Annotated in this window: 22 protein-coding genes; 14 read left to right on the top strand and 8 right to left on the bottom strand. The window is 72.9% G+C overall.

The window, feature by feature from the left end:
• Positions 1-38: 38 nt before the first annotated feature.
• The gene (locus JIW86_RS32700; protein WP_257557466.1) at positions 39-692 is read left to right on the top strand and encodes a class I SAM-dependent methyltransferase; all 654 of its coding nucleotides are present in this window, start codon (positions 39-41) and stop codon (positions 690-692) included.
• Here JIW86_RS32700 and JIW86_RS32695 read toward each other — a convergent pair.
• Positions 664-1,098, bottom strand: coding sequence for a GNAT family N-acetyltransferase (locus tag JIW86_RS32695; protein ID WP_257557465.1), 435 nt, complete (start codon positions 1,096-1,098; stop codon positions 664-666). The two genes, JIW86_RS32700 and JIW86_RS32695, sit on opposite strands and share 29 nt — an antisense overlap.
• 214 nt (positions 1,099-1,312) lie before the next feature.
• Here JIW86_RS32695 and JIW86_RS32690 point away from each other — a divergent pair, with 214 nt between their 5' ends.
• The 5 genes from JIW86_RS32690 (at position 1,313) to mug (ending at position 6,575) form a co-directional block, all read left to right on the top strand.
• The gene (locus JIW86_RS32690) at positions 1,313-2,656 is read left to right on the top strand and encodes a hemolysin family protein (RefSeq protein WP_257557464.1); all 1,344 of its coding nucleotides are present in this window, start codon (positions 1,313-1,315) and stop codon (positions 2,654-2,656) included.
• The gene (locus tag JIW86_RS32685; protein ID WP_257557463.1) at positions 2,653-3,678 is read left to right on the top strand and encodes a hemolysin family protein; all 1,026 of its coding nucleotides are present in this window, start codon (positions 2,653-2,655) and stop codon (positions 3,676-3,678) included. Before JIW86_RS32690 ends, JIW86_RS32685 begins: the two co-directional genes overlap by 4 nt.
• A 58-nt stretch (positions 3,679-3,736) precedes the next feature.
• Positions 3,737-4,528, top strand: coding sequence for an SGNH/GDSL hydrolase family protein (locus tag JIW86_RS32680; RefSeq protein WP_257557462.1), 792 nt, complete (start codon positions 3,737-3,739; stop codon positions 4,526-4,528).
• Positions 4,529-4,599: 71 nt separating this feature from the next.
• Positions 4,600-6,033: an adenylosuccinate lyase gene (purB, locus tag JIW86_RS32675; RefSeq protein ID WP_257557461.1), complete on the top strand. Its 1,434-nt coding sequence runs from the start codon at positions 4,600-4,602 to the stop codon at positions 6,031-6,033.
• Entirely contained in the window at positions 6,030-6,575 is a 546-nt protein-coding gene (gene mug, locus JIW86_RS32670) for a G/U mismatch-specific DNA glycosylase (protein WP_257559523.1), read from the top strand. The genes purB and mug overlap by 4 nt, the downstream gene beginning before the upstream one ends.
• On the opposite strand, the gene JIW86_RS32665 is transcribed toward mug, so the two are convergent.
• Genes JIW86_RS32665 through JIW86_RS32655 form a run of 3 tightly spaced genes read right to left on the bottom strand, consistent with a single transcriptional unit; the run spans position 6,572 to position 8,738 of the window.
• On the bottom strand, positions 6,572-7,009 hold the full coding sequence (locus tag JIW86_RS32665; protein WP_257557460.1) for a hypothetical protein: 438 nt from the start codon (positions 7,007-7,009) through the stop codon (positions 6,572-6,574). The two genes, mug and JIW86_RS32665, sit on opposite strands and share 4 nt — an antisense overlap.
• 40 nt (positions 7,010-7,049) lie before the next feature.
• The gene (locus JIW86_RS32660) at positions 7,050-7,799 is read right to left on the bottom strand and encodes an ABC transporter permease subunit (RefSeq protein ID WP_215141217.1); all 750 of its coding nucleotides are present in this window, start codon (positions 7,797-7,799) and stop codon (positions 7,050-7,052) included.
• Between the two features lie 27 nt (positions 7,800-7,826).
• Positions 7,827-8,738, bottom strand: a complete 912-nt coding sequence (locus JIW86_RS32655) for an ABC transporter ATP-binding protein (protein WP_257557459.1) — start codon at positions 8,736-8,738, stop codon at positions 7,827-7,829.
• Positions 8,739-8,846: 108 nt separating this feature from the next.
• On the opposite strand from JIW86_RS32655, the gene JIW86_RS32650 reads away from it, so the two are divergent.
• From JIW86_RS32650 to JIW86_RS32640, 3 genes are all read left to right on the top strand, one after another.
• Positions 8,847-10,025: a sensor histidine kinase gene (locus JIW86_RS32650; protein WP_215141221.1), complete on the top strand. Its 1,179-nt coding sequence runs from the start codon at positions 8,847-8,849 to the stop codon at positions 10,023-10,025.
• A gap of 4 nt (positions 10,026-10,029) precedes the next feature.
• Entirely contained in the window at positions 10,030-10,680 is a 651-nt protein-coding gene (locus JIW86_RS32645; protein ID WP_215141230.1) for a response regulator transcription factor, read from the top strand.
• Between the two features lie 102 nt (positions 10,681-10,782).
• The gene (locus JIW86_RS32640; RefSeq protein ID WP_257557457.1) at positions 10,783-11,940 is read left to right on the top strand and encodes an ROK family transcriptional regulator; all 1,158 of its coding nucleotides are present in this window, start codon (positions 10,783-10,785) and stop codon (positions 11,938-11,940) included.
• A 95-nt stretch (positions 11,941-12,035) separates the two neighbouring features.
• Here JIW86_RS32640 and JIW86_RS32635 read toward each other — a convergent pair whose 3' ends face one another.
• The gene (locus JIW86_RS32635; RefSeq protein ID WP_257557456.1) at positions 12,036-12,842 is read right to left on the bottom strand and encodes a GntR family transcriptional regulator; all 807 of its coding nucleotides are present in this window, start codon (positions 12,840-12,842) and stop codon (positions 12,036-12,038) included.
• Positions 12,843-13,139: 297 nt separating this feature from the next.
• Here JIW86_RS32635 and JIW86_RS32630 point away from each other — a divergent pair, with 297 nt between their 5' ends.
• The 4 genes from JIW86_RS32630 (at position 13,140) to JIW86_RS32615 (ending at position 19,134) form a co-directional block, all read left to right on the top strand.
• Positions 13,140-13,994 carry an alpha/beta fold hydrolase gene (locus JIW86_RS32630; RefSeq protein ID WP_257557455.1) on the top strand — a complete coding sequence of 285 codons (855 nt, stop codon included), beginning with the start codon at positions 13,140-13,142 and terminating at the stop codon, positions 13,992-13,994.
• Positions 13,995-14,100: 106 nt separating this feature from the next.
• Complete coding sequence (locus JIW86_RS32625) at positions 14,101-15,669, top strand: alkaline phosphatase D family protein (RefSeq protein WP_257557454.1); 1,569 nt, start codon at positions 14,101-14,103, stop codon at positions 15,667-15,669.
• 162 nt (positions 15,670-15,831) lie between these two features.
• A complete protein-coding gene (locus JIW86_RS32620; protein ID WP_257557453.1) occupies positions 15,832-17,244 on the top strand; it encodes a GNAT family N-acetyltransferase in 1,413 nt (470 codons plus the stop codon).
• A gap of 186 nt (positions 17,245-17,430) precedes the next feature.
• A complete protein-coding gene (locus tag JIW86_RS32615; protein ID WP_257557452.1) occupies positions 17,431-19,134 on the top strand; it encodes a DUF885 domain-containing protein in 1,704 nt (567 codons plus the stop codon).
• Between the two features lie 87 nt (positions 19,135-19,221).
• On the opposite strand, the gene JIW86_RS32610 is transcribed toward JIW86_RS32615, so the two are convergent.
• Positions 19,222-19,734, bottom strand: coding sequence for a rhodanese-like domain-containing protein (locus JIW86_RS32610; protein WP_215141242.1), 513 nt, complete (start codon positions 19,732-19,734; stop codon positions 19,222-19,224).
• Between the two features lie 94 nt (positions 19,735-19,828).
• Between JIW86_RS32610 and JIW86_RS32605 the strand changes: the two genes are divergently transcribed.
• Entirely contained in the window at positions 19,829-20,275 is a 447-nt protein-coding gene (locus JIW86_RS32605; protein ID WP_257557451.1) for an Lrp/AsnC family transcriptional regulator, read from the top strand.
• Here JIW86_RS32605 and JIW86_RS32600 read toward each other — a convergent pair.
• Together JIW86_RS32600 and JIW86_RS32595 are read right to left on the bottom strand one after the other, a co-directional pair.
• A complete protein-coding gene (locus tag JIW86_RS32600; protein ID WP_257557450.1) occupies positions 20,265-23,276 on the bottom strand; it encodes an AAA family ATPase in 3,012 nt (1,003 codons plus the stop codon). The genes JIW86_RS32605 and JIW86_RS32600 overlap by 11 nt on opposite strands.
• Entirely contained in the window at positions 23,273-24,442 is a 1,170-nt protein-coding gene (locus tag JIW86_RS32595) for an exonuclease SbcCD subunit D (RefSeq protein ID WP_257557449.1), read from the bottom strand. The genes JIW86_RS32600 and JIW86_RS32595 overlap by 4 nt, the downstream gene beginning before the upstream one ends.
• Positions 24,443-24,499: the final 57 nt, after the last annotated feature.

Raw genomic sequence — 24,499 nt, 5'->3', positions numbered from 1 at the left:
ACGGGCACGTACGCCCCCCACCGCCCGGGAGGTCCGCCATGCCGCCACGTCGCGACCCGGTCCACCACCCCCTCTTCGCCCGCTTCTACGCCCGCGCGAGCAAAACGGCCGAGACCCGCGGCGGCATCGCCGCCCTGCGCCGCGAGCTCCTCGCCGGAGTGTCCGGCCGCGTCATCGAGATCGGCGCCGGGAACGGCCTGAACTTCCCGCACTATCCCCGCGCCGTCTCCGAGGTCGTCGCCGTGGAACCGGACCGCACCCTGCGCCGCCTGGCCACGCAGGCGGCCCAGCGCGTCGAGGTCCCGGTGGACGTCGTACCCGGCGCCGCCGAGGCCCTTCCGGTCAAGAGCGAGGCCTTCGACGCCGCCGTCGCCTCGCTGGTGCTGTGCTCCGTACGGGACCTGCCCCGCTCGCTCGCCGAACTGCACCGCGTACTGCGCCCCGACGCCGAGCTGCGCTTCTTCGAGCACGGCCTCGCACCCGGCCCCGGCATGGCCGCCGTCCAGCGCGCCCTGGACCGCGCCGTGTGGCCGTTCCTCTTCGGCGGCTGCCACACCGCCCGCGACCCGCTCGCCGCGGTGGAGGCGGCCGGGTTCCGGATCGTCTCGCAGCGCAGCTTCCGGCTGCCCGAGCGCGGCCCGGCCCTGCCCACGTCCTACTGCGTCATCGGGTCGGCACGCCGAGTGGCTTGACCCAGCGGGTCCACTGCTCCTGCGGGTGGTAGCCGGCCGCGTCCCACGCCCGGTGCGCCGACTCGTTCCGGTCGAGCACCATCGCGTCCCCGCGCCGCCCCCCGAGCGCCTCGAAGCGCTCCTCGGCCGCGGCCAGCAGGGCGGTCCCGATGCCCTGCCTGCGGTGTCCGGGGTGCACGGCGAGCCGGTACAGGTGACAGCGCCAGCCGTCGAAGCCCGCGATCACGGTGCCGACGAGTTCCCCGTCGCGGCGGGCGAGCAGCAGGGCGTGCGGGTCGCGCTCGTGGAGCCGCTCGACCCCCGCGAGATCGTCGCTGATACTCGTTCCCTCGGCGGCGGCCTTCCAGAAGTCCAGTACGGCGGTGAGATCGGCCGCCGAAGCAGGGCCGATACGAAGATCGCTCATGCCCGGATCCCATCATCCGAGCCCGCTCCGCCAAAAGAATGATCCTCCCTCTTTGCCCGTCCTTTACCATGGGGGCAAAGATCCTCCTGATTGAAAGGTGTGAGCGTCCGCCCATGGGCGAGCCCCCCAGTCCACGACATACCCGCTCCCCCCGTTCGCGACATCGCGCGACACCCCGCCTCCTGGCCGATCCTGGGACGGAGGTGATCGACCGATGACCGAAGTGCTCCTGCTCGTCGTGGCACTGCTGCTCTGCCTTGCCTGCGGGGTCTTCGTCGCGGCCGAGTTCTCGCTGACCACGGTCGAGCGCAGCGAGCTCGAACAGGCCGTCGAGCGAGGTGAGCGCGGAGCCGACAGCGCTCTGGCCGCCGTACGGACCCTGACGTTCCAGCTTTCCGGCGCCCAGCTCGGCATCACCGTGACCGGCCTGGTCATCGGCATGATCTCGAAGCCGTCGATCGCCGCCCTGCTCCAGGGCCCGTTCGAGGCCATGGGGCTGTCGGCCGCTGCCGCTTCCTCCACCGCCCTGGTGCTCAGCACGGTCGTGTCGACCGTCGTCCTGATGGTCGTCGGCGAGCTCGTGCCCAAGAACTGGGCGATCTCCTCCCCGCTGGCGATCGCCAAGCGCGTGGCGACGGCTCAGCGGGTCTTCAGCCGGTCCTTCAAGCCGCTGATCAGCCATCTCAACACCACCGCGAACCACATGGTGCGCCGGTTCGGGTTGGAGCCGGCCGAGGAGCTGGCCTCCGCGCGCACCCCGCAGGAGCTGGTCGCCCTGGCGCGGCACTCCGCGAAGGCGGGCGCGCTGGAGAAGGACACCGCCGAGCTGTTCGTGCGGACCCTGAACCTCGCCGACCTGACTGCGGAGAACGTGATGACCCCGCGCGTCCAGGTCACCGCCCTCGACCTGCAGACGACGGCCGAGGACGTGGCGAACGCGACGCTGGCCACCGGCCTGTCCCGCTTCCCCGTCTACCGGGGCAGCCTCGACACCGTCGTCGGCACCGTCCACATCAAGGACGTACTGGCCCTGCCCGCCGAGGAGCGCCGCCACCGCCCTGTGTCCCAGCTGCTGCGCGAGCCGCTCCTGGTACCGGAGTCGCTGACCGTGGACCGGCTGCTGGACCGGCTGTCCGGCAAGCAGACGATGGCCGTGGTCATCGACGAGTACGGCGGCACCGCGGGAGTGGCGACGCTGGAGGACATCGTCGAGGAGGTCGTCGGCGAGGTCCGCGACGAGCACGACCCGCACGAGACCGCGGACCTGGCCCCGGCCGGTACGGACGAGGACGGGCGCCTGCTGTATTCCGCCGACGGGGCGGTCCGCACCGACCAGCTCCAGCGGATCGGACTGCGCGTGCCGGAAGGCCCGTACGAGACCCTGGCCGGGCTGATAGCGACCGAGCTGGGCCGGATCCCGGCCGTCGGCGACAGCCTGGAGCTGGACGGCTGGCAGCTGGACGTGGAGGACGCCGGCGGGCGGCGGGCGGCGCGCGTACTGCTGCACGTACCGCCCGAGCCGGGCGCCGAGAACAAGGACGGGGAGAAGGGCCGATGACCGCGATCCAACTGCTGATCGGCCTGGCGACCCTGGTCGTGAACGCCTTCTTCGTCGGCGCGGAGTTCGCGCTGATCTCGGTCCGGCGCAGCCAGATCGAGCCGTACGCCGAGCAGGGCGACCGGCGGGCCCGCGCGGTCCTGTGGGGTCTGGAGCACCTATCGGCCCTGATGGCGGCGGCCCAGCTCGGCATCACCCTGTGCACGCTGGTGCTGGGTGTGGTGGCCGAGCCGGCCATCGCACATCTGCTGACCCCGCTGTTCGACCTGGTCGGGGTACCGGCCGGCGTCACCCACGCGATCTCCTTCGTGGTCGCGCTGGCGCTGGCGACGTACCTGCACATGCTCTTCGGCGAGATGGTGCCGAAGAACGTGGCGCTGGCCGAGCCGGTGCGCACCGCGCTGCGGCTGGGGCCGCCGCTGGTGACCCTGACGCGGGGGCTGCGGCCGGTGATCTTCGCGATCAACGCCTTCGCCAACGCCCTGCTGCGGCTGCTGCGGGTCGAGGTGAAGGACGAGGTCGCGGCGACCTTCTCGGACGACGAGCTGGCGCGGATGGTCAAGGACTCCAGCAACGCGGGACTCCTGGACGACCGGGCGAGCGAGCGCCTGTACGACGCCCTGGAACTGGGCCGGCGGCCGGTCACCGATGTGGTGCTGCCGGCGGACCAGGTGGTGTCGGCGCGGGAGGGCATCACCCCGGCGAGCCTGGAGCGGCTGTCGGCGGAGACCGGGTACTCCCGTTTCCCGGTGATCGACGCCCAGCACCGGATCCTGGGCTACCTGCACGTCAAGGACGCCCTGGACGCGCAGGCGGAGGAGCGGGACGAGGCGTTCCCGGTGTCGTCGCTGCGGCCGATCGCCCAGGTGCGGGCGGAGACCCCGCTGGACGACGTGCTGACCGCCATGCGGCGCAGCCGCACGCACCTGGCCGCCGTGCTGGGACCGGACGGCGCCATGACGGGCCTGGTCACCATGGAGGACGTGCTGCGCGAGCTGTTCGGCAGGCCGGCTTCCACCTGACGGATGTGGTCCCCGGCCCTGCGGGGCCGGGGTACTGCGCGGTAGCATCGCTCCCGCCATGGAGATGAATGCGTCTTACACCAGTTTCGTCGCGGTCGGCGACTCCTTCACCGAGGGGATGTCCGACCTGCTCCCCGACGGCTCCTACCGGGGCTGGGCCGACCTGCTGGCCGCCCGCCTCGCGGCGCGCGAGCCGGACTTCCGCTACGCGAACCTCGCGGTCCGCGGGAAGCTGATCGGGCAGATAGCCGAGGAGCAGGCTCCGGCCGCGGCGGCCATGCGCGCCGACGTGGTCACGCTGGTCGGCGGGCTGAACGACACCCTGCGCCCCAAGGTCGACATGGGCCGGGTACGGGGCCACCTGGAGGCGGCCGTGGAACTCCTCGCCCCCTCCTGCAAGCACCTCGTCCTGATGCGCTCCCCGGGGCGCAACGGGCCGGTCATGGAACGCTTCCGTCCGCGCATGGAGGAGCTCTTCGTCCTCATCGAGGAGCTCGCCGCGCGGCACGGTGCCCTGGTGGTCGACCTGTACGGGGCTCCCGCGCTCGGCGACCCCCGCATGTGGGACGTCGACCGGCTGCACCTGACGGCCGAGGGCCACCGCCGGGTCGCGGAGGCCGTCTGGCAGACCCTGGGCCTGCCCGCCGAGCAGGACTGGCGCACGGAACTGCCCGCCGCGGCGCCCCCGGGCTGGGCGGTACGCCGGTCCCAGGACCTGAGCTTCGCCCGGCAGCACCTGCTCCCCTGGGTCGGCCGCCGCCTGACGGGCCGCTCCTCCGGGGACGGCCGCCCGGCCAAGCGCCCGGAACTGCGCCCGTACGAGCCCGTGGCACGGGATCGTCTCTCGTAGCAAGGCACAATCGGGGCCGGTGTCCCTACCTGCGTAAACACACAGCGGCAGCCCAAGTAGAATCCATCCACGTGACTGCCAAGCCCCGCATCCCCAATGTCCTGGCCGGCCGCTACGCCTCCGCGGAGCTCGCCGTCCTGTGGTCCCCCGAGTACAAGGTGACGCTGGAGCGGCGGCTGTGGCTCGCCGTGCTGCGCGCCCAGAAGGACCTCGGCATCGAGGTCCCCGACGCGGCCCTCGCCGACTACGAGCGCGTCCTGGAGACGGTCGACCTCGCCTCGATCGCCGAGCGCGAGAAGGTCACCCGGCACGACGTGAAGGCCCGCATCGAGGAGTTCAACGCCCTCGCCGGTCACGAGCACGTCCACAAGGGCATGACCTCCCGCGACCTCACCGAGAACGTCGAGCAGCTCCAGATCCGGCTCTCGCTGGAACTGGCCCGTGACCGGACGGTCGCCGTCCTGGCCCGCCTCGGCAAGCTGGCCGGCGAGCACGCCGAACTGGTCATGGCCGGTCGCTCGCACAACGTCGCCGCGCAGGCGACCACCCTGGGCAAGCGCTTCGCGACGGCAGCCGACGAGCTGCTGGTCGCCTACGACCGCCTGGAGAACCTCCTGGAGCGCTACCCGCTGCGCGGGATCAAGGGCCCGGTGGGCACCGCCCAGGACATGCTCGACCTGCTCGGCGGCGACGCGGCCAAGCTCGCCGACCTGGAGCAGCGGATCGCCTCCCACCTCGGCTTCGCCCAGGCCTTCACCTCGGTCGGCCAGGTCTACCCGCGCTCCCTCGACTACGACGTGGTCACCGCCCTGGTGCAGCTGGCCGCGGCTCCGTCCTCGATCGCCAAGACGATCCGCCTGATGGCCGGTCACGAGCTGGTCACCGAAGGCTTCAAGCCCGGCCAGGTCGGCTCCTCCGCGATGCCGCACAAGATGAACACCCGCTCCTGCGAGCGTGTGAACGGCCTGATGGTCATCCTGCGCGGCTACGCCTCGATGACCGGCGAGCTGGCCGGCGACCAGTGGAACGAGGGCGACGTCTCCTGCTCCGTGGTCCGCCGCGTGGCCCTGCCGGACGCGTTCTTCGCCTTCGACGGCCTGCTGGAGACCTTCCTTACGGTCCTCGACGAGTTCGGCGCCTTCCCGGCGGTCGTCGCCCGCGAGCTGGACCGCTACCTGCCGTTCCTCGCGACCACCAAGGTCCTGATGGGCGCGGTGCGGGCCGGTGTCGGCCGCGAGGCCGCCCACGAGGTCATCAAGGAGCACGCGGTCGCCTCCGCGCTGGCCATGCGCGAGCAGGGCGCCGAGCGCAACGAGCTGCTGGACAAGCTGGCCGCCGACGAGCGGATGCCGCTGGACCGGGCCCAGCTCGACGCGCTGATGGCCGACAAGCTGTCCTTCACCGGCGCCGCGGGTGACCAGGTCGCGGCGGTGGTCTCCCGTATCGAGGCGATCGCCAAGCAGCACCCGGAGGCCGCCGGGTACGCGCCGGGGTCGATCCTCTGACCCCCGACGAGCTGAACGCCGCCCGTGACCGCGTCCTCCCGGACGTGGTCGCGGGCGGTTTGCGCGTGCTCTTCTGTGGCATCAACCCCGGTCTCCTCTCCGCCGCGACGGGCCACCACTTCGCCCGCCCCGGCAATCGTTTCTGGCCCGTCCTGCACCTGTCCGGCTTCACTCCCCGCCGCCTGGACCCCGCGGAGCAGGAAGAACTGCTGACCTACCGCCTCGGCATCACCAACGTCGTGGCCCGCGCCACGGCCCGTGCCGACGAGCTCACCGCCGAGGAGTTCCGCGAGGGCGGCCGCATCCTGACGGCCAAGGTGGAACTGCTCCGCCCGCAATGGCTCGCCGTGGTCGGCGTCACCGCCTACCGCATCGCCTTCGGCGAGCGGAAGGCACAGATCGGCCCTCAGGAGCGGACCATCGGCTCCACCCGCGTCTGGGCCCTCCCCAACCCCAGCGGCCTCAACGCCCACTGGACCGCCGAGTCCATGGCCCAGGAATACGCCCGCCTCCGCGCGGCCGCCGAAGCCCCCGAAGCCTAGGGCGGGTCGATGACCGTGACCCCTGCCATCAGCAGGTAGGGGTCGCCCTCGTCCCACTGCGCCACGTAGGCCACCAGCCAGTGGTCGCCGGCCCGCCACAGGTGCACATGGTCGGTGCTGTTGCTCAGCTCGTCCCAGGGCTCCGGTATCTCCTCGCCGTCGAACCCGCGGTCCCTCAGCGATCCCAGGCTGAAGATCTGCGGATCTCCCCACCGGTCGGTCAGGGCCTGGGTGAGCGCCCCGTACTCGGCGTTGATCTGGTCTGCCGCCTCGGTCCGGCCCGCGCCGCCGTCCTCCCAGAAGTCCGCGGTCCGGCCGACCGGGACCAGGTGGTAACCCGGGCCGCTGCTCTGCCCGCCGGACCAGACCGGCTCGGCGGGGAACTCCCTCGCCCGGAGCCGGTCGATCGTGTCGAGATGCTCTGCCGTGGTCATACCGTCAGTATCCCGACCGCCACTGACAACTGGCCCGCGGTCACGCGTCCCGGCGCCGCACCGCCAGCCAGCCGCCGAACACCGCGGCCGCAGCCCACAGCGCCATCACGCCGAGGCCAGTCCAGGGACCGAGACCGTCCTGCGTCTGCGAGTGCATCACCATCTGCCCGGCACGGTCCGGCAGGAACTGGGCCACGCCGCCCGAAGCCTCGCCGACGATGAACGAGACCAGCAGGACGAAGGGTATGAGCAGGCTCAGCACGGCCGTTCCGCTCCGCAGCACCGCGGCCAGTCCGGCCGCGAACAGGGCCATCAGCGCCAGGTAGAGCCCGCAGCCGACGATGGCGCGATAGGTGCCCGGGTCGCCGAGCTCGAGAGCGTAGGGACCCATGAACGCCTGGCCGCCGAGGAAGGTGACCAGCGCGGTGATCTGACCGATGAGCAGGGCCAGTCCGCCTACCATCGCCATCTTCGAGAGGTAGAACCGGGTGCGGTTCGGCACGGCGGCCAGCGAGGTGCGCAGAGCGCCGTTCTGGAACTCGCACGACAGCGCGCCCGCGCCGAAGGTCATGGCGGCGATCTGTCCGAAGACGAGTCCGTAGTAGGCCGCGTAGAGCGGGTCCGGTCCCATGCTGCCTGCTTCGGCCTGGCCGATCGCCGCGGCAGTCAGGACCTGGATGCCCGAGGTGGCGGCGAAGATGGCTATCAGCGCCCCGAAGCTGCCGCGCAGGGATCGTATCTTGATCCATTCCGAGTGCAGGGCGGGGACGGTGGGCAGAGCGGCGCGCATGGCGATGCCTCCTGAAGGTAGGGAAAGTCAGCGGGTTGCGGTGAACTGCGCGTGATCGGCTGTGAGATCGAGGTACGCCTGCTCCAGCGAGGCGCGCTCGTCGGAGAGTTCCAGCATGGGGATGCCTTCGCGGGCGGCCAGGCCGCCGAGCTGTTCCGCCCGTATGCCTTCGACGGTCCAACGCCCGTCGTCCGCGGTCACCATCTCGAAGCCATCGCGGGCCAGTGCTGCCCGCAGCCGGATCGGGTCGGACGTGCGCAGGCGCACCCGCTGGGTACTGCGGGCGTCGATGAACTCCTCCATCGAGGTATCGGCCAGCAGCCTGCCATTGCCGAGCACGACCAGGTGGTCGGCGAGCGCCGAGGTCTCCGACATCAGGTGGCTGGAGACCAGGACGGTGCGTCCTTCGGCGGCGAGACCGCGCATCAGCTCACGGATCCAGATGATGCCCTCGGGGTCGAGGCCGTTGGTCGGCTCGTCCAGCAGGAGCACCCCGGGGTCGCCCAACAACGCTGCGGCTATGCCGAGTCGCTGGCGCATGCCGAGCGAGAAGGACTTGATCCGCCGCTTGGCCACGGAGGCTATCCCGGCCTGCTCCAGGACCTCGTCCACCCTACGCATCGGCACACCGCCGGCCGCGGCGAGAAAGCGGAGGTGGTCGCGGGCAGTGCGCCCGCCGTGCGCAGCCTGCGCGTCCAGGAGCGCGCCGACCCGGTGCAGCGGGTCCGGGAAGTCCGGGTACCTCCGGCCGCCGATGGTGGCCGTGCCGGATGTGGCCCGGTCCAGGCTCAGCAGCAGGCGCATCGTGGTGGACTTCCCGGCGCCGTTGGGGCCCAGGAATCCGGTGACCCGCCCCGGCAGGACGTCGAAGGTGAGGCCGTCCACCGCACGGTGGGTGCCGTACTCCTTGGTGAGTTCTCGGATCTCGATCGTGTTCATGCCTCAAGATTCGCCGCCGACCCCACCCCCTGCCCTCCCCCACGCGGGGGGATCGTCTCCCCCGCACGGGGGAGACGTGACCCGACAGCCAACTGCCACGATGAGGACATGTACCGATTGCTTCGTGCGCCCCTTCGCGGGGTCACGTACACCCGCTGGCTGCACCTGCTCGTCCCCGTACTCATCGTGGCCGTCTGGCTGTTCATAGAGCCGGCCTGGCCGTGGATGCCTGCCCTGATCGTCGCGCCGTTCGGGCTGCTTCCATGGGTGCGGCTGGCCGAGGGTTTGCAGGCCCAGTTCCTGCTGACCCCGCACGAGCGTGGCCGGCACGACGGGTCCATCAGCACTGTGCCGTCGGCCCGGTGGGGGGACCGCTGGCGGACCGTCGCGTGGCTGGAGATACGTCTCGTGCTCGCCGGCGTGGCGATGATGGCCTCCGTGTGGCTCCCGGTCATCACGGTGGAGCTCGTCCTCACCGGGGCGGGGCAGTCCCTTGCCGGGGATGACGTGATCCTGCCCATCGTCCCGCCCCGCTGGCTGGCCATCCTCCTCGTGCCGGTACCGGTGGTCCTCCTGCTGGTCGTGGTGGTCCTGCTCGGTGAGGCCGTCACGGCCATCGCCGCCAGGCTGCTGGGGCCTTCGGCCGCCGAGCGGCTCACCGCGCTGGAGGCGCGTACCGAGCAGCTGCTGGAACGGACGCGGATCGCGAGGGAGTTGCACGACTCCATCGGGCACGCGCTCACCGTGGCGGTCGTCCAGGCGGGCGCCGCCCGAGCCGCGGGCAACCCGGAGTTCACCGACCGTGCCCTGTGCGCGATCGAGGAGACCGGCCGGGCCGCGCTGGAGGATCTGGAGCGGGTGCTGCTGGTCCTCAGGGAGTCCGCACAGCCCCCCTCGCAACGGCCCACCCTCGCCGACGCGGACCGGCTGTTGAACTCGGCGCGGGCCTCGGGTTCCCCGGTGGACGCCGAACTGTCGGGTCCGCTCGAGCAGTTGCCGGGTCCCGTGACCCGCGAGGGATACCGGATCCTTCAGGAGGCGCTGACCAATGTGCTGCGGCACTGCGGCCCGGTGCCGGTCCGGGTGCGCATCGAGGCGGCTGTGGGGCGACTGGATCTGGAGGTCGTCAATCCGCTGCCGGACGGTCCCGCGCTGATGACGGGCAAGGGCAGCGGACTGCGCGGTATGCGGGAGCGTGCCGCACTGCTGGGAGGGGAGGCCGAGACCGGGCCGTACGAGGGCAACTGGAGGGTGCGCGCCCGGCTTCCGCTGGAGCGAATACGCTGACCGGATGCCGGTTACCGTACTGCTCGTCGACGACGAACCCCTGGTGCGCGCGGGTCTGCGCGCCGTCCTGGAAGCCCAGCCCGACATCGAAGTGGTGGGTGAGGCGGCCGACGGCGCCTCGGTCGTCCCGCTCGTACGGCAGCTGCGGCCCGACGTGGTGGCGATGGATGTGCGGATGCCGCTGCTCGACGGGATCGAGGCGACCCGGGCGGTCCTGCGGTCGGTGGACTCCCCGCCGAAGATCCTGGTGGTCACGACCTTCGAGAACGACGAGTACGTCTACCAGGCGCTGAGGGCCGGCGCGGACGGGTTCCTGCTCAAGCGGGCGCGCCCCTCGGAGATCGTGCACGCGGTACGGCTGGTGGCGGAGGGCGAGACCCTGCTCTTCCCGGCCGCGGTGCGGGCGCTGGCCGCGGAGTACGGCAACCGCCAGGCCCGGGCCGCGCTGGAGCGGGCGGCCCTGACCGAGCGGGAGGAATCGGTGCTGCGGCTCATGGCGCGGGGGCTGACCAACGTGGAGATCGCCGGCGAGTTGATCATCGGTGCGGAGACGGTGAAGTCACACGTCAGCGCGATCCTGGCGAAGCTGGGGGCGCGCGACCGGACCCAGGCGGTGATCACGGCGTACGAGTCGGGCTTCGTCGCCCCGGCCTGAGAGGAAGGGCACATTCCGGCCGATGAAGGGGCCACTTCTCGCCGCCGTGGCGGGTGCGCAGTACGATCCGGCTGACAGGCTCGCCGGCTGGGAGGACACACGTTGGGGCAGCTGACCGGCGGGGACCCCTCCCTGCTGCGGCGGATCAACTCCGCCGTGGTGCTTCGGGCACTGCGCGCGGCCGAATCGCCGACCCTCACCGATCTCACCCGGGTGACCGGGCTCTCCCGGCCCACCGTCGAGGGAGTCGTCGAAGGGCTGATCGGAACCGGGCTCGTCGTCGAGGCAGACGCCGAGGAAGGCGCGCGCCGGCAGGGGCGTCCTGCGCGAAGGTTCCGGTTCCGGGCCGAGGCGGGCCACCTGCTCGGCATCGAGATCGGCTCGCACCGGGTCGCGGTACTGCTGTCCGGGCTGGACGGGCGGGTCATCGGCGCCGGTACCAAGGAGGTCGCCGAGGCGGCTTCGGCCGACGAACGGCTGGAACGGGTACGGGCGGCGGTCGCGGACCTGCTGCGCCGCGCCGGGGTCCCGCGCGACTCCCTGCGGGCGGTCGGCGTCGGCAGCCCCGGGATTGTGGAGGCGGACGGCACGGTCCGCCTCGGCACCGCGCTGCCCGGCTGGACCGGGCTTCCGCTCGGGGATCGGCTGCGGCGCTCGTTCCGCTGCCCGGTGCATGTGGAGAACGACGCCAACGCGGCGGCGGTCGCCGAGCACTGGAAGGGGGCCGCGCGGGACACCGACGACATGGTGTTCGTGATGGCGGGGCTCAGCCCGGGCGCGGGCTCGCTGATCGGTGGCCGGCTGCACCGGGGCTTCGGCGGGGCGGCCGGTGAGATCGGCGCCCTGCACCTGCTGGGCCGGGAGGTCACTCCCGAGAGGCTGCTGTCCACCACCGGCGAACCGCTGCACCCGCTGGACGAACCCGCCGTCGCCGAGGTCTTCGCGATGGCCCGGCGGGGCGACGAGCGCGCGGTGGCGGCCGTGCAGCGGTTCATCCAGCGGCTGGTCCACGACGTGGCGGCGCTGGTCCTGGCGATGGATCCGGAGCTGGTCGTCGTCGGCGGCTGGGCGGCCGGCCTGGACGGGGTCCTGGACCCCCTCCGCCAGGAGCTGGAACGCTACTGCCTGCGTCCGCCCAGGGTGGCCCTCTCGCTGCTCGGCGAGGCCGCGGTGGCCACCGGGGCCCTGCGGCTCGCGCTCGACCACGTCGAGGAAGAGCTCTTCGCGGTGGAGAAGACGGTCACGGCCCGCCGCCCCTGACGACCCGCCGGCCGGAAGGCAGGGCCTGCCGGCGGCGGGTGTCTCAGGGTGGGTCGGGCTGGTTCAGGCTGGGTCGGGCTGGTTGTCGGGCTCGTTCAGGAGGCGACGCGCGGCTCGTGGGTGATCTCGACGTCACCCGAGTCGCCGAAGGTCAGGCGGCAGGTGTCGGCGCGGTAGGTGGCCACCGAGACGGCGGCCGTGCCCGCGGCGGTGAAGTACCGCGTGGTGACCAGGAGGACCGGGGCGCCGGGCAGCCGGTCCAGCTCCTTGGCGTCGTCGGCCCGGGCGGAACCGAGCTCCACGGAGCGGTCCTGGCCGTCCAGGACCAGCCGCTGGAGCTCGCGCAGGACGGCACGGGCGCGGGCGGGTCCGGCCGGGGCCTCGATGCCGGTGAGTCCGGGTACGGAGGCGGCCGGGACGTAGAGCAGTTCGGCGGCGACGACCTGGCCCTGGGTGACCCGGGTCCGGCGGACCGTGTGGACGGGCTGGTCGGCGGCGAAGCCCCCGCCCGTGCCCCCAGCCGTACCCGCGCCCGCAACCCCGCCCGCGACGAGAAGCCTGAGGACCGCCGCCGACGGCAGGCCCTCGCCCGCGTCCACCGGCTCCCAGCCGTCGACGACCTCACCGGGCCAGCTGTGCTGCGCACTGCCGACGGCGACGCCGACGCGCGGCGGGGCGACCGTGGTACCGACACCGCGGCGCCGCTGCAGGCGGCCTTCGAGCTCGAGCTGCTCCAGCGCCTGACGCAGGGTCGCGCGGGCAACTCCGAAACGGGCTGCGAGTTCACGCTCGTTGGGCAGCACCTCGCCGACGGCGAAGTCCTGGTCGAGCGCTTCGCTGAGGACGGTCTTGAGGTGCCAGTACTTCGGCTCCGGCACCGTTTCGAGCTGCGTGGTCCCCACCCTGAATCCTCCTGCCATCGCTGCACTCGCCGTGTGTTCCAGCGGCAGTTCCGCGCCCTTGTTTATTAAAGGTTCCTGCACTATCCCTGCGACGATAGGACGGTGCACCCCCTTGGTCAAGACCAATGCTCATGCCTTTGCCGGGCAGACCGGGCATACGTATCAAGCCGTTCACGGGATGTTCTCGTGCACCCGGAACGTCCCAAAGGCTTGTAGTCAAGGCCTACCGGGCGGTAATCATGGCGGTGGGTACTACTGACAGCCTGTCTCGTACGCGTCCACCCGACGAGGAGCAGCATGACCGCCACGGTCTCGTTCACCATCGATTCGCCGCTGGGCCCGCGCAACGCCACCGTCGCCTACGAGCGCAAGGGCGCGGGCGAACCGCTTCTTCTGCTGCACGGCATAGGCCACCACCTCCAGGCCTGGCACCCCGTGACCGACATCCTGGCCGCCGAGCACGACGTGATCGCCGTCGATCTGCCCGGCTTCGGCGTCTCGGAGCCGCTGCCCGACGGGGTCCCGTACGACCTGGGTACCGTCGCCCCGGCCCTGGGGGCGCTCTGCGCCGCGCTCAGCGTCGAGCGCCCGCACGTGGCGGGCAACTCGCTCGGCGGCCTGCTCGCGCTCGAGATGGGCCGGATAGGCCTGGTCCGCTCGGTCACGGCGCTCTCCCCCGCCGGGTTCTGGACCGAGGGTGAACGCCGCTACGCCTTCGCCACCCTCCTCGCGATGCGCGCCGGCGCCAAGGCACTGCCCCGCCCCGCGCTGGAGCGGCTCTCACGCACCGCCGCCGGCCGGACCGCGCTCACCGGCACCATCTATGCCCGCCCGGCCCGCCGTTCGCCCGAGGCCGTGGTCGCCGAGACCCTCGCCCTGCGCGATGCCACCGGCTTCGAGAAGACCCTGGCCGCGGGCGGTTCCGTACGGTTCACCGACGACGTTCCCGGCCTGCCGGTCACCATCGCCTGGGGCACCCGCGACCGGCTGCTCCTGCGCCGCCAGGGCGTGCGCGCCAAGCAGACCGTCCCCGGCGCCCGGCTGGTGCGACTGCCGGACTGTGGCCACGTACCGATGAGCGACGACCCCGCGCTGGTCGCCCGGGTCGTCCTGGACACGGCCCGTAGCACGGCAACTCGTACGGCTGCCTGAGCCGCTGACGGCTGTTCATCCGAGGTTCGCGTGGGAGACGCGGCCGGGCCGGTGTGCGGCGGCACGCTGGTCCGGCCCGATCTCGCCGCCCCCTGGAGACACACCGATGGCACCGAACCCGCACACCCGACGGACCCTCCTCGGCGGTTCCCTCGCCCTGTCCACCGCGCTGCTCGCCGCCCCGGCACTCGCCGCCCCCGCCTTCGCCCGCTCCGGGCGGCCGCAGGCTCTCTGGGGCGTCCAGTCCGGCGAGATCACCGCGCACTCGGCCACGGTATGGACCCGCTCCGACCGCCCCGCGCGGATGTACGTCGACACCTCCCCGAGCGAGGCGTTCCGCTACGCCGTACGCCGCCACCGCGGCCCGCTGCTCGGCCCGTCCGGCGATTTCACCGGCACCACCGTCCTGCGCGACCTGCCGCCCGGACAGCAGGTCCACTACCGGGTCGTCCTGGCCGACCCCGACGATCCGCGCCGCACGGGCGAGCCGGTCTGCGGCACCTTCCGCACCACCCCCGCCTCCCGCCGCCACGACGTGCGCTTCCTGTGGTCGGGCGACCTGGCGGGCCAGGGCTGGGGCATCAACCCCGACCTCGGCGGCTACCGCGTCTTCGAGGAAATGCGGCTGCGCGACCCCGATTTCTTCCTCTTCAGCGGGGACACGATCTACGCCGACGGGCCGATCCAGCCTTCCGTCCCGCTGCGCGACGGCAGCGTCTGGCGCAACGTCACCACCGAGGAGAAGTCGAAGGTCGCCGAGACCCTCGCCGAGTTCCGCGGGAACTTCCGCTACAACCTGCTCGATCGCAACCTGCGCGACTTCAACGCTCAGGTCCCGGTCCTCGCCCAGTGGGACGACCACGAGGTGCGCAACAACTGGTATCCGGGCCAGCTGATCGAGGACCCCCGCTACACCGTCCGGGAGGCCGACGTCCTCGCCGCCCGGGCCCGCCAGGCCTTCGGCGAGTACTTCCCCGTCACCGACCTGCGCGGCGGCCGCGCCGAGGGCCGGATGTACCGCGTGATGCGCTACGGCCCGCTGCTCGACGTCTTCGTGCTCGACATGCGCACCTACCGCAACGCCAACTCCCCCGGCACCCAGACCGAGGACCCCATCGGCATCCTCGGTCCCGAGCAGCTGGCCTGGGTCAAGCGCGAGCTGTCGCGCTCGCGCGCCACCTGGAAGGTCATCGCCGCCGACATGCCGCTGGGCATCGTCGTCGCCGACGGGGCGGCCAACTTCGAGGCCGTGGCCCAGGACGATCCCGGAGCCCCGCTGGGGCGCGAGCTCCAGATCGCCGAACTCCTGCGCCACATCAAGCACCAGCGCATCACCGGCACCGTGTGGCTCACCGCCGACGTCCACTACACGGCCGCCAACCACTACGCGCCCGAGCGGGCGGCCTTCACCGACTTCGCGCCGTTCTGGGAGTTCGTCTCCGGCCCGATCGGCGCGGGCGGCTTCCCCGCCGGGCGGCTCGACGCCACCTTCGGCCCGGAGACGGCGTACGTGCAGTCGGCCCCGCTCGCCAACATGTCGCCCTCGGAGAACCCTCCGTACTACGGCGAGGTCGACATCGACGGCACCGGCGGAGAGCTCACCGTCCGGCTGCGGCGCCAAGGAGGAGGCGTCCTGTTCACCAGGACGCTCCAGCCCGGCCGCGTGGGTCAGTGAGCAGGCCAGTGAACACACGAAGCACCGGCCCGCCCCACGCCCTCCCCCTCCCGACGTCGGAAATAACCTGGAAAACTGGGTGAAATCGACCAGATGGACACTTAACCCATCGGTCACAGATCGTTCGTGATCACGCAACACCCCTACGTCACAGTGGTGTGCATGACTGACCGTAATGTTGCCCCTGCCCAGCGTCTCCACCGGCACCACTGGCGTCGCGACGTCGTCGAACTCGCCGCGCTCTTCTGCGCCGTCGCGGTCGCCGACGCCATCGCCAATCTCGTCGTGCACGGCCCGAGGGGCCCGATCCTGCTGGTCGCCTCGGCCGTCGCACTCCTGGTCACCGCGGCCTTCCACACCTGGTGGGCACGGCGCCACAGCCATGCGCCCCCGCCGGACAGCACCGCGCCCAGCGATACGCCCCCGGCCACCGCCCCCGGCGCGACCGTGGCCACCGCCGCCCTGTGGCGGATGCGCACCACTGTCCGTGACGAGCCCGGCTCCCTGGCGGCGCTCTGCACCGCCCTCGCCCGCAACGGCGTCGACATCCTCACCCTCCAGACGCACCCGCTCCCCGAGGGCGGCACCGTCGACGAGTTCCTGTTGCGCGCTCCGCAGCAGCTGGCCTCCGCCGATCTCAGCCGCGCCATCTCCCGGGCCGGCGGCCACAGCACCTGGATCGAGCGCGCCGACGCCCACGACCTGGTCGACACCCCGACCCGCGTACTGGGCCTGGCCACCCGGACCGCCCTGGACGCCGCCGAGCTCCCGCTCGCACTGCGCCAGCTGCTGGGCCGCTGCACCATCCACTCCATCCCGGCGACCACCCTCTCCGGCCGCCCCAACTCCGGCGCCGACGCCCCGGTCGAGGGGGTTCTGGAGGCCACGGTCATGCGGCTGCGCGACCCCTCGGGCGGCGCGATCACCGTGGAACGGCCCTACCTGCCGTTCACCCCGACCGAGTTCGCCCGCGCCCGCGCCCTGGTCGAGCTCGACGCCCGCCTCGGCCCGCGCGTGCCCCGCAGCCAGGACGTGCTGACCCTGCCCGAGGGCAACGAGATCACCGTGCGCCGCGCCGACGGCTCCGACCAGGCGGCGGCCCGCGCGATGCACGACCGCTGCTCCGAGCGCACCCTCGGCCTGCGCTACCACGGCCCCGTCGCCGACGCCGACCGCTACCTCGGCCACCTGCTGAGCCCCCGCTTCGGCCGCACCCTCGCCGCCACCACCGCCTCCGGCAAGCTCGTCGCCCTCGGCCACCTGCTCTGGGACGGGGACGAGACCGAGATCGCGCTGCTGATCGAGGACGAGTGGCAGCGCCGCGGCGTCGGCTCCGAACTGCTGCGCCGGCTCATCTCGATGGCCATCGAGGCCGGCTGCGACAGCGTGTACGCCGTCACCCGGGCCTCCAACACCGGCATGGTCGCCGCCATGCGCGGCCTGGGCCTGCCCCTCGACTACCAGATCGAGGAGGGCACGCTGGTGATCACGGCCCGGCTGGATGCCACCCCGGTCAGTTCGCGGCTCCCGTACGAGCTCCCGCGCGAGCAGCAGAGCCCCCGCCACGGCCACTGACCCCGCGCCGTACCGGCACCGACCCCGACGGGCCGGCTCCGAGCGGCACGCCCCGGTCCCCCTCGCCCGGACCGGGGCGGACCGGGGCGGACCGGGCCGCCCGGAGGTGCCGCCCGGCCTCTCATGTCAGCAGGCCGGCGTCAAACGGTGATGACGTGGCCCCGTCTCGCATACGAAGATGGCCCCATGTCAGAGACCCTCCACAACGGCAGCGACACCAGGCTGCCCCGTCAGGTGGCCGACGCGTACGTCGACGACCTGATCGCCCTCGACCCGATCACCGGTACCTACCTCGGTGTCGCCGCGAGCTCCGGCAAGCTCCCGGACTTCTCCCCGGCCGGCCGCGCTGCCGTCGCCGAACTCTCCCGCACCACCCTCGCCCGCCTCGACGCCGCGGAGCGCCTCCCCGGCGCCGACAGCGACGCCGAACGCCGCTGCGCCCGCCTGCTGCGCGAGCGCCTCACGGCCGAACTCGCCGTCCACGAGGCCGACGAGGACCTGTGCGCGGTCAGCAACATCCACAGCCCCGTGCACTCCGTCCGCGAGGTCTTCACGCTGACCCCCGCCGACACCGACGAGGACTGGGCCGCGATCGCCGAGCGGCTGCGCGCCGTACCGGCCGCGATCGCCGGTTACCGGGAGAGCCTGGGCCTCGGTCTGGAGCGGGGCCTGTACGGCGGCCCGCGCGCCACCGCCACCATGATCGGCCAGCTCGCCGCCTGGGCCGGCCAGAACGGCGACGAGCCCGCCTTCTTCGAGGACTTCGCCTCCGCCGGCCCGGAAGCCCTGCGCGCCGAGCTGGACGAGGCCGCGACCGCCGCGACCGCCTCCGTCGCCGAACTGCGCGACTGGATGGAGTCGGTGTACGCCCCGGCCGTCGAGGGCAAGCCGGACACCGTCGGCCGCGAGCGGTACGCCCGCTGGTCGCGGTACTTCAACGGCACGGACCTGGACCTGGACGAGGCGTACGCCTACGGCTGGTCCGAGTACCACCGGCTGCTCGGCGAGATGAAGACCGAGGCGGCCAAGATCCTGCCCGGCGCCGGCCCCTGGGACGCACTGCGCCACCTCGACGAGCACGGCACCCACATCGAGGGCGTGGACGAGGTCCAGTCCTGGCTGCAGGGCATCATGGACGAGGCCATCGAGAACCTCGACGGCACGCACTTCGAACTCGCCGAGCGGGTACGGAAGGTGGAGTCCCGGATCGCCCCGCCGGGCGGCGCCGCGGCTCCGTACTACACCGGTCCCTCGGAGGACTTCTCCCGTCCGGGCCGCACCTGGCTGCCCACCATGGGCCAGACCCGGTTCCCCGTGTACGACCTGGTCTCCACCTGGTACCACGAGGGCGTTCCGGGTCACCACCTCCAGCTCGCGCAGTGGACGCACGTCGCCGACCAGCTCTCCCGCTACCAGGCCACCGTCGGCATCGTCAGTGCCAACGCCGAGGGCTGGGCGCTGTACGCGGAGCGGCTGATGGACGAGCTGGGCTACCTCAAGGACGCGGAGCAGCGTCTGGGCTACCTGGACTGCCAGATGATGCGGGCGGCGCGGGTCATCGTGGACATCGGCATGCACCTGGGCCTGGAGATCCCGGCGGACTCGCCGTTCCACCCGGGCGAGAGGTGGACTCCCGACCTCGCGCAGGAGTTCTTCGGCCTGCACAGCGGCCGGCCGGCGGACTTCGTCGAGAGCGAGCTGACCCGGTACCTGTCGATGCCCGGTCAGGCGATCGGGTACAAGCTGGGCGAGCGCGCCTGGCTGCTGGGCCGGGACAACGCCCGGGCCGCGCACGGCGATTCCTTCGACCTGAAGGCCTGGCACATGGCGGCGCTGTCGCAGGGTTCGCTGGGGCTGGACGACCTGGTGGACGAGCTCTCGAAGCTCTGAGCCCCGCCACCCGGACGGCCACCCGGACCGCCACCCGGACGGGCCGCACCCTCGAGGGGTGCGGCCCGTTCGCGCGGCCCGGCCGGTTCAGCAGCCGCAGTCGTCCGAGCCGGTGGGGGCGGTCAGCGGGTCGGCCTCGGCACGCTGCCGGCTGCCCTGCCAGGTCTCGACCTCGAAGCCCTCGCGGATCCAGTACTCGATGCCGCCGAGCATCTCCTTGACCTGGAAGCCGAGTTCGGCCAGGGCCAGTGCGGAGCGGGCGCCTCCGTTGCAGCCCGGGCCCCAGCAGTAGGTCACCACGGGCACGTTCTTGTCGAGGAGCCGCTCGGCCTGCTCGGGGATGAGCGCGGTGGGCAGGTGGATCGCGCCGGGTACGTGGGCCTGGTCCCAGGACGGCGTGGAGCGGGAGTCGATCAGCTGGAAGCCGAGCTCGGTGCCCTGCTCGCGGTGGGTCTTGACGGCGGCGGCGACATCCGACACGTCGGCGTGGAAGGCGAGGCTCGCCGCGAAATAGGCGGCGGCCGCGGCTGGAGAGGCCGGCGCCACCCTCAGTACGGGGTTGGCGGCGGGGGCGGTCGAGGTGTTCTGCGTCGTCGTCATGGCTCAAAATCTACGATCTGTTGATCAACCCCGGAAGGGGTTTTCCCCGGCCTTTCCCTTGTCCAACCGGGGAATCCCCTGCTAGACCTGCAATGTGACCGACTATTCCCCTGACGCCACCGACTGGCGGATCCTCGAAGCGCTCCAGCGGGACGGCCGCGCCAGCTTCACCGAGCTCGCCCGCTCCGTGGCGATGTCCGCGAGCGCCGTCACCGAGCGGGTCCGCCGCCTCGAGGAACTCGGCATCATCACCGGCTACACGGCCGTGGTGGACCCGGAGAAGCTCGGAAAGTCGATCATGGCCCTGGTCCGGCTGCGCTATCCGCACGGCAACTACAAGCCGTTCCACGACTTCCTCGACTCCGCCTCCGAGATCCTGGAGGCCCATCACGTCACCGGTGACGACTGCTTCGTACTCAAGGTCGCCGCCCGCTCGATGGCGCACCTGGAGGAGGTCACCGGCCGGATCTCCGGCCTCGGCCCGGTGACCACCAGCATCGTGTACTCGTCGCCGCTGCCCCGCCGGCCGCTCAGTCCGTGAGCGCCGCGGTGCGGTGGCGCACCACCGAGCCCCCGCGCTGCTTGACGATCTCCAACTGCGCCTGCACCCGGGTCCGCAGATCGGCCACGTGACTGACGATGCCGACGCTGCGGTCCCGCTCGCGCAGAGAGTCCAGCACGTCCAGCACCTCGTCCAGCGCCTGGTCGTCGAGGCTGCCGAAGCCCTCGTCGATGAAGAGGGTGTCCAGGCGCATGCCGCCCGCCTCGTCGGTGACCACGTCGGCCAGGCCCAGCGCGAGGGCGAGCGAGGCGAAGAAGGTCTCGCCGCCCGACAGGGTAGCGGTGTCGCGTTCGCTGCCGGTCCAGGAGTCGACCACGTGCAGCCCCAGGCCGGACCGGCCCCGTCCGCTCGCCCGCGCGTCGGAGTGGACCAGGGTGTAGCGGCCGCCGGACATGCGCAGCAGCCGTACCGTCGCGGCGGCGGCGACCTGCTCCAGGCGGGCGGCCAGTACGTACGCCTCCAGCCGCATCTTGCGCTCGTTGTCGGCGGAGGTGCCGGCGGTGAGTCCGGCCAGCCGGGCCACCCGTTCGTAGGCCTCGCGCAGCGGGCCCAGGGCGCGCAGTTCCTGCTCGGCCTGCCGGGAGAGCCGGTCCAGCTCGGCGCAGCGGACCCGGGCGGCGTCGAAGGCCGACCCGGCCGTACGAAGCTTCGCCGCGGCCTGGGCCGCGTACGCCTCGGCCTGCTCCGGTTCGGCCGGAGGCAGTGCTGCCGCCGCGGCGGTGTCGGTCTCGCCGAGGCGGTCCGCCAGCATCGCCTCCTCTGCCTGCCAGGCATCCATCCGGCGCTGGAGCGCGGTGCGTTCGTACTCGGGGAGCACCGCGTCGGCGGCGGCCTCGATGGTGTCGAAGCCGGCCTTGAAGGCGGCGTCGGCGAGCTGGTCGTCGGCCTCCTTCAGCCGGGCGGCGGTGGTCTCGGCCCGGCGCAGCGCGGCCGCGGCCGCCGAGACCATCCGGACCCGGTCCTCCAGGGTCCGGGCGCGGGCCGCGACGGTCGGCGCGTCGGCCCGTACGAGCGCGAGCTCTGCCTCAAGCGAGGCCTGTTCCCGGTCCAGTTGCTCGCGGTGGGAGGCCCTGGCGGCGGCCCGGCGCTCGGCGTCGAGCCGGTCGGCGCTGCGCGCTGCGTGCTCCCGCTCGGCGCGGGCGAGCCGCTCGCGGGCTGCGTGCAGTCCGGCGGCCGCGGCGTGCGCGGCGGCGTGCCGGGAGCTCAGGTCCGCGGTCAGGGCGAGGAGTTCGGCGGTGGTGGCTTCTCCGGCGGCGGCCGCGGCCTCGGCGCGGGCCTGCTCGTCTGCTGCCAGTCGGCGCTCGACGGCGGCCTTGGCCTGCTCGGCCTGCTCGAACACGGCGTGGGCGGCGTCCTCGGCGGCGCGGTCCACGTGACCGGGGGCCGGGCGGGCCGGAGCGGGGTGCTGGGCCGATCCGCAGACGGCGCACGCCTCTCCCGCGACCAGTGCCTCGGCGAGCTCGGCGGCGATCCCGCGCAGCCGGGCCTCCTTGAGCTCCAGCCAGCGCTCCCGGGCGGCGGCCGACTCCTCGCGTACGCGGAGCAGTTCGCCCGCGGCGCGTTCCGCGGCGGCGGCCAGTTCATCGCGCCGCCGGGCCGCGTTCAGCTGGAGCCGGGCGGGCTCGAGCCGGCCCGCGAGCTGCTCGGCCAGGGTCGCGGCCTGCTGGGCGGCGTCCGCGCTGGCGTGCAGGGCGGCCCGGGTGGCCTCCCAGCGCTCGAGCCACTCGGCGGACTCCCGGTGCTGCTCTTCGGCGGCCCGGGCCTCCCGCTCCAGGTTGGCCCGCTCGCGGCCGATCTCGGCGCTGCGCTGCTCGGCCCGGTGGGCGGCGCCCAGCGCGCCGAGCTCCTCGCGAAGCCGCTGCTCGACGCTGGCCAGGTGCTCGGTGCCGGACTCCTTCAGCGCCGCCGGGAGTTCGGCGCGGGCGGCCGTCTCCGCGTGCGCGGCGGCCAGGTGCCCGGCGGAGGCCGCGCCGCGCAGTTCCAGGGCGGGGGCGACCAGGGCGCCGCGGCGGGCCCGGTCCAGCAGTGCGCGCACCTGTTCGCGTTCGGGGGCGGCCTCGGCGAGGACGGCGGCCCGGCGGGACGTCTCCACGTGCCGCCGCTGGAGCCGGTCGAGTTCCCGCGCGTCCTCGGCGGCCCGCCGGGCGGCGGCGTGCCGGCCCTCGACGGCGGCGAGCGCGTACTCGGCGACGGCCAGCCGCTCGCGCGCCGAGCAGCGGGCGACGGCCGCCCAGGCCCGGACGGCCGCGGCGAGACCGGGGTCGCCGGGCTGGTGCCGGGGCAGCGGCCAGGCACGCAGGTCCGAGCTGTCCCCGGCGGCCTGGGCGAGCCGCTGCGCGGTGTGCAGCACCTTCTCGTCCCCGGCGCGCACCCTGGCCTCGGCGGCCCGGCGGCGTTCGCCGAGCAGGGCCTCGACGGCGGCGAAGCGGCGGGTGTCGAAGAGCCGCCCGAGGAGCCGGCCGCGGGCTGCCTCGTCGGCGCGCAGGAACCGCGCGAACTCGCCCTGCGGCAGGAGCACCACCTGGCAGAACTGCTCCCGGCTCATGCCGAGCAGCTGCTCGATCTCCTCGCCGATCTCCTGGTGGGAGCGGCTGAGTGCCTGCCAGCCCTCACCGGTGTGCTCGCGCAGCCAACTCTGCGCCTTGTCCTTGGTGGTGCCGGTGCCGCGCTTCTTGGGGCGGTCCTGTTCGGGGCGCCGGGTGATCTCCAGGCGGCGGCCGCCCGCGGTGAGTTCGAGGGTGACCTCGGTGGGGGTCCCGCCGGCCGCGTGGTCGCTGCGCAGGCTGGTGCCGGGGGCCTGGCGGGGGCCGGGGACGGATCCGTACAGGGCGTAGCAGACGGCGTCCAGGACGGAGGTCTTCCCCGCGCCGGTGGGCCCGTGCAGCAGGAAGATCCCGGCTCCGGAGAGCGCGTCGAAGTCGATGTCCTGGGGTTCGGCGAAGGGTCCGAAGGCCGTGACCTTGAGCCGGTGCAGCCTCATCGGTGGGTCTCCTGGCGGCTGTCGTCGGCCCGCACGTCGTCGAAGGCGCCCTGGAGGACGGCCCGTTCGGCCTCGTCGGGGTGGCCGCCGCCGCGTACGTGGGCGACGAAGTCCTCGGCGATCTCCTGGTCGCTGCGGCCCTTGAGCCGCTGGGCGTAGGAGGCGCCGGTCTCCTCCTCGCGGCCCTCGGGGTCGAAGGCGAGGCTGAGGGTGTGCGGGAAGCGGGCGGCGAGCCGGGCCATGGGGTCGTCGGGCCGGACGGGATCGGTGAGGGTGGCCTCGACCCAGGAGTCCGCGTGCCGGGCGTGCGCCGGGTCCTCGAGCAGGGCTTCGAGAGGTCCGCGCAGCCGGGCGAGGGCCCTCGGTACGGGGGTGTCGATCCGCTCGGCGGCGGCGATCTCGCCTTCCGCGCCCAGTTCGACGAGCCACATGCTCTTGCGGTGGTCGGCCTCGGAGAAGGAGTAGGCGAGGGGGGAACCGGAGTAGCGGACCCGTTCGCTGATCGTCTGGCAGCCGTGCAGGTGGCCGAGGGCGGCGTAGTCCACCCCGTCGAAGACGGAGGCGGGCACGGCCTCGACCCCGCCGACGGAGATGTCGCGCTCGCTGTCGCTGGTCTGCCCGCCGGTGACGAAGGCGTGGGCGAGCACGATGGAGCGGGTACCGGGCGCGCGGGCGGCGAGGTCGGCGCGGATCCGGTCCATGGCCGCACCGAGCACGGCCTCGTGGCTCACCTTCTCGGCGCCGAACTCGTCCTTGACCAGGGCCGGTTCCAGGTAGGGCAGCCCGTACAGCGCCACCTCGCCGTGTACGTCGGCCAGCACCACGGGGTCGGCGCAGCCGGCCGGGTCGGTCCTGAGGTGGATCCCGGCGCGGTCGATCAGTCCGGCCCCGACCCCGAGACGGCGGGCGGAGTCGTGGTTGCCGGAGATCATCACGGTGGGCACCCCGAGCTCGGCGAGCCGGTGCAGGGCCCGGTCGTACAGCTCGACGGCGGGCAGCGGGGGCACGGCCCGGTCGTAGACGTCCCCGGCGACGAGGACGGCGTCGACCTCGTGCTCCCGGACGGTCTCGACGAGGTGGTCGACGAAGGCGGCCTGGGCGCCGAGCAGGTTCACGCGGTGGAAGGACCGGCCGAGGTGCCAGTCGGAGGTGTGCAGGAACTTCACTCGCCGGCCTCGCCGTACATACCGTCTCCCCCTGCTGGTCTCCCGCTCGTGAACCCC

It is taken from the genome of Streptomyces sp. NBC_00162 (genome assembly GCF_024611995.1).
Classification (GTDB): domain Bacteria; phylum Actinomycetota; class Actinomycetes; order Streptomycetales; family Streptomycetaceae; genus Streptomyces.
Note: the sequence above shows the minus strand (reverse complement) of the source record. Positions and strands in the feature narration are given on the sequence as shown.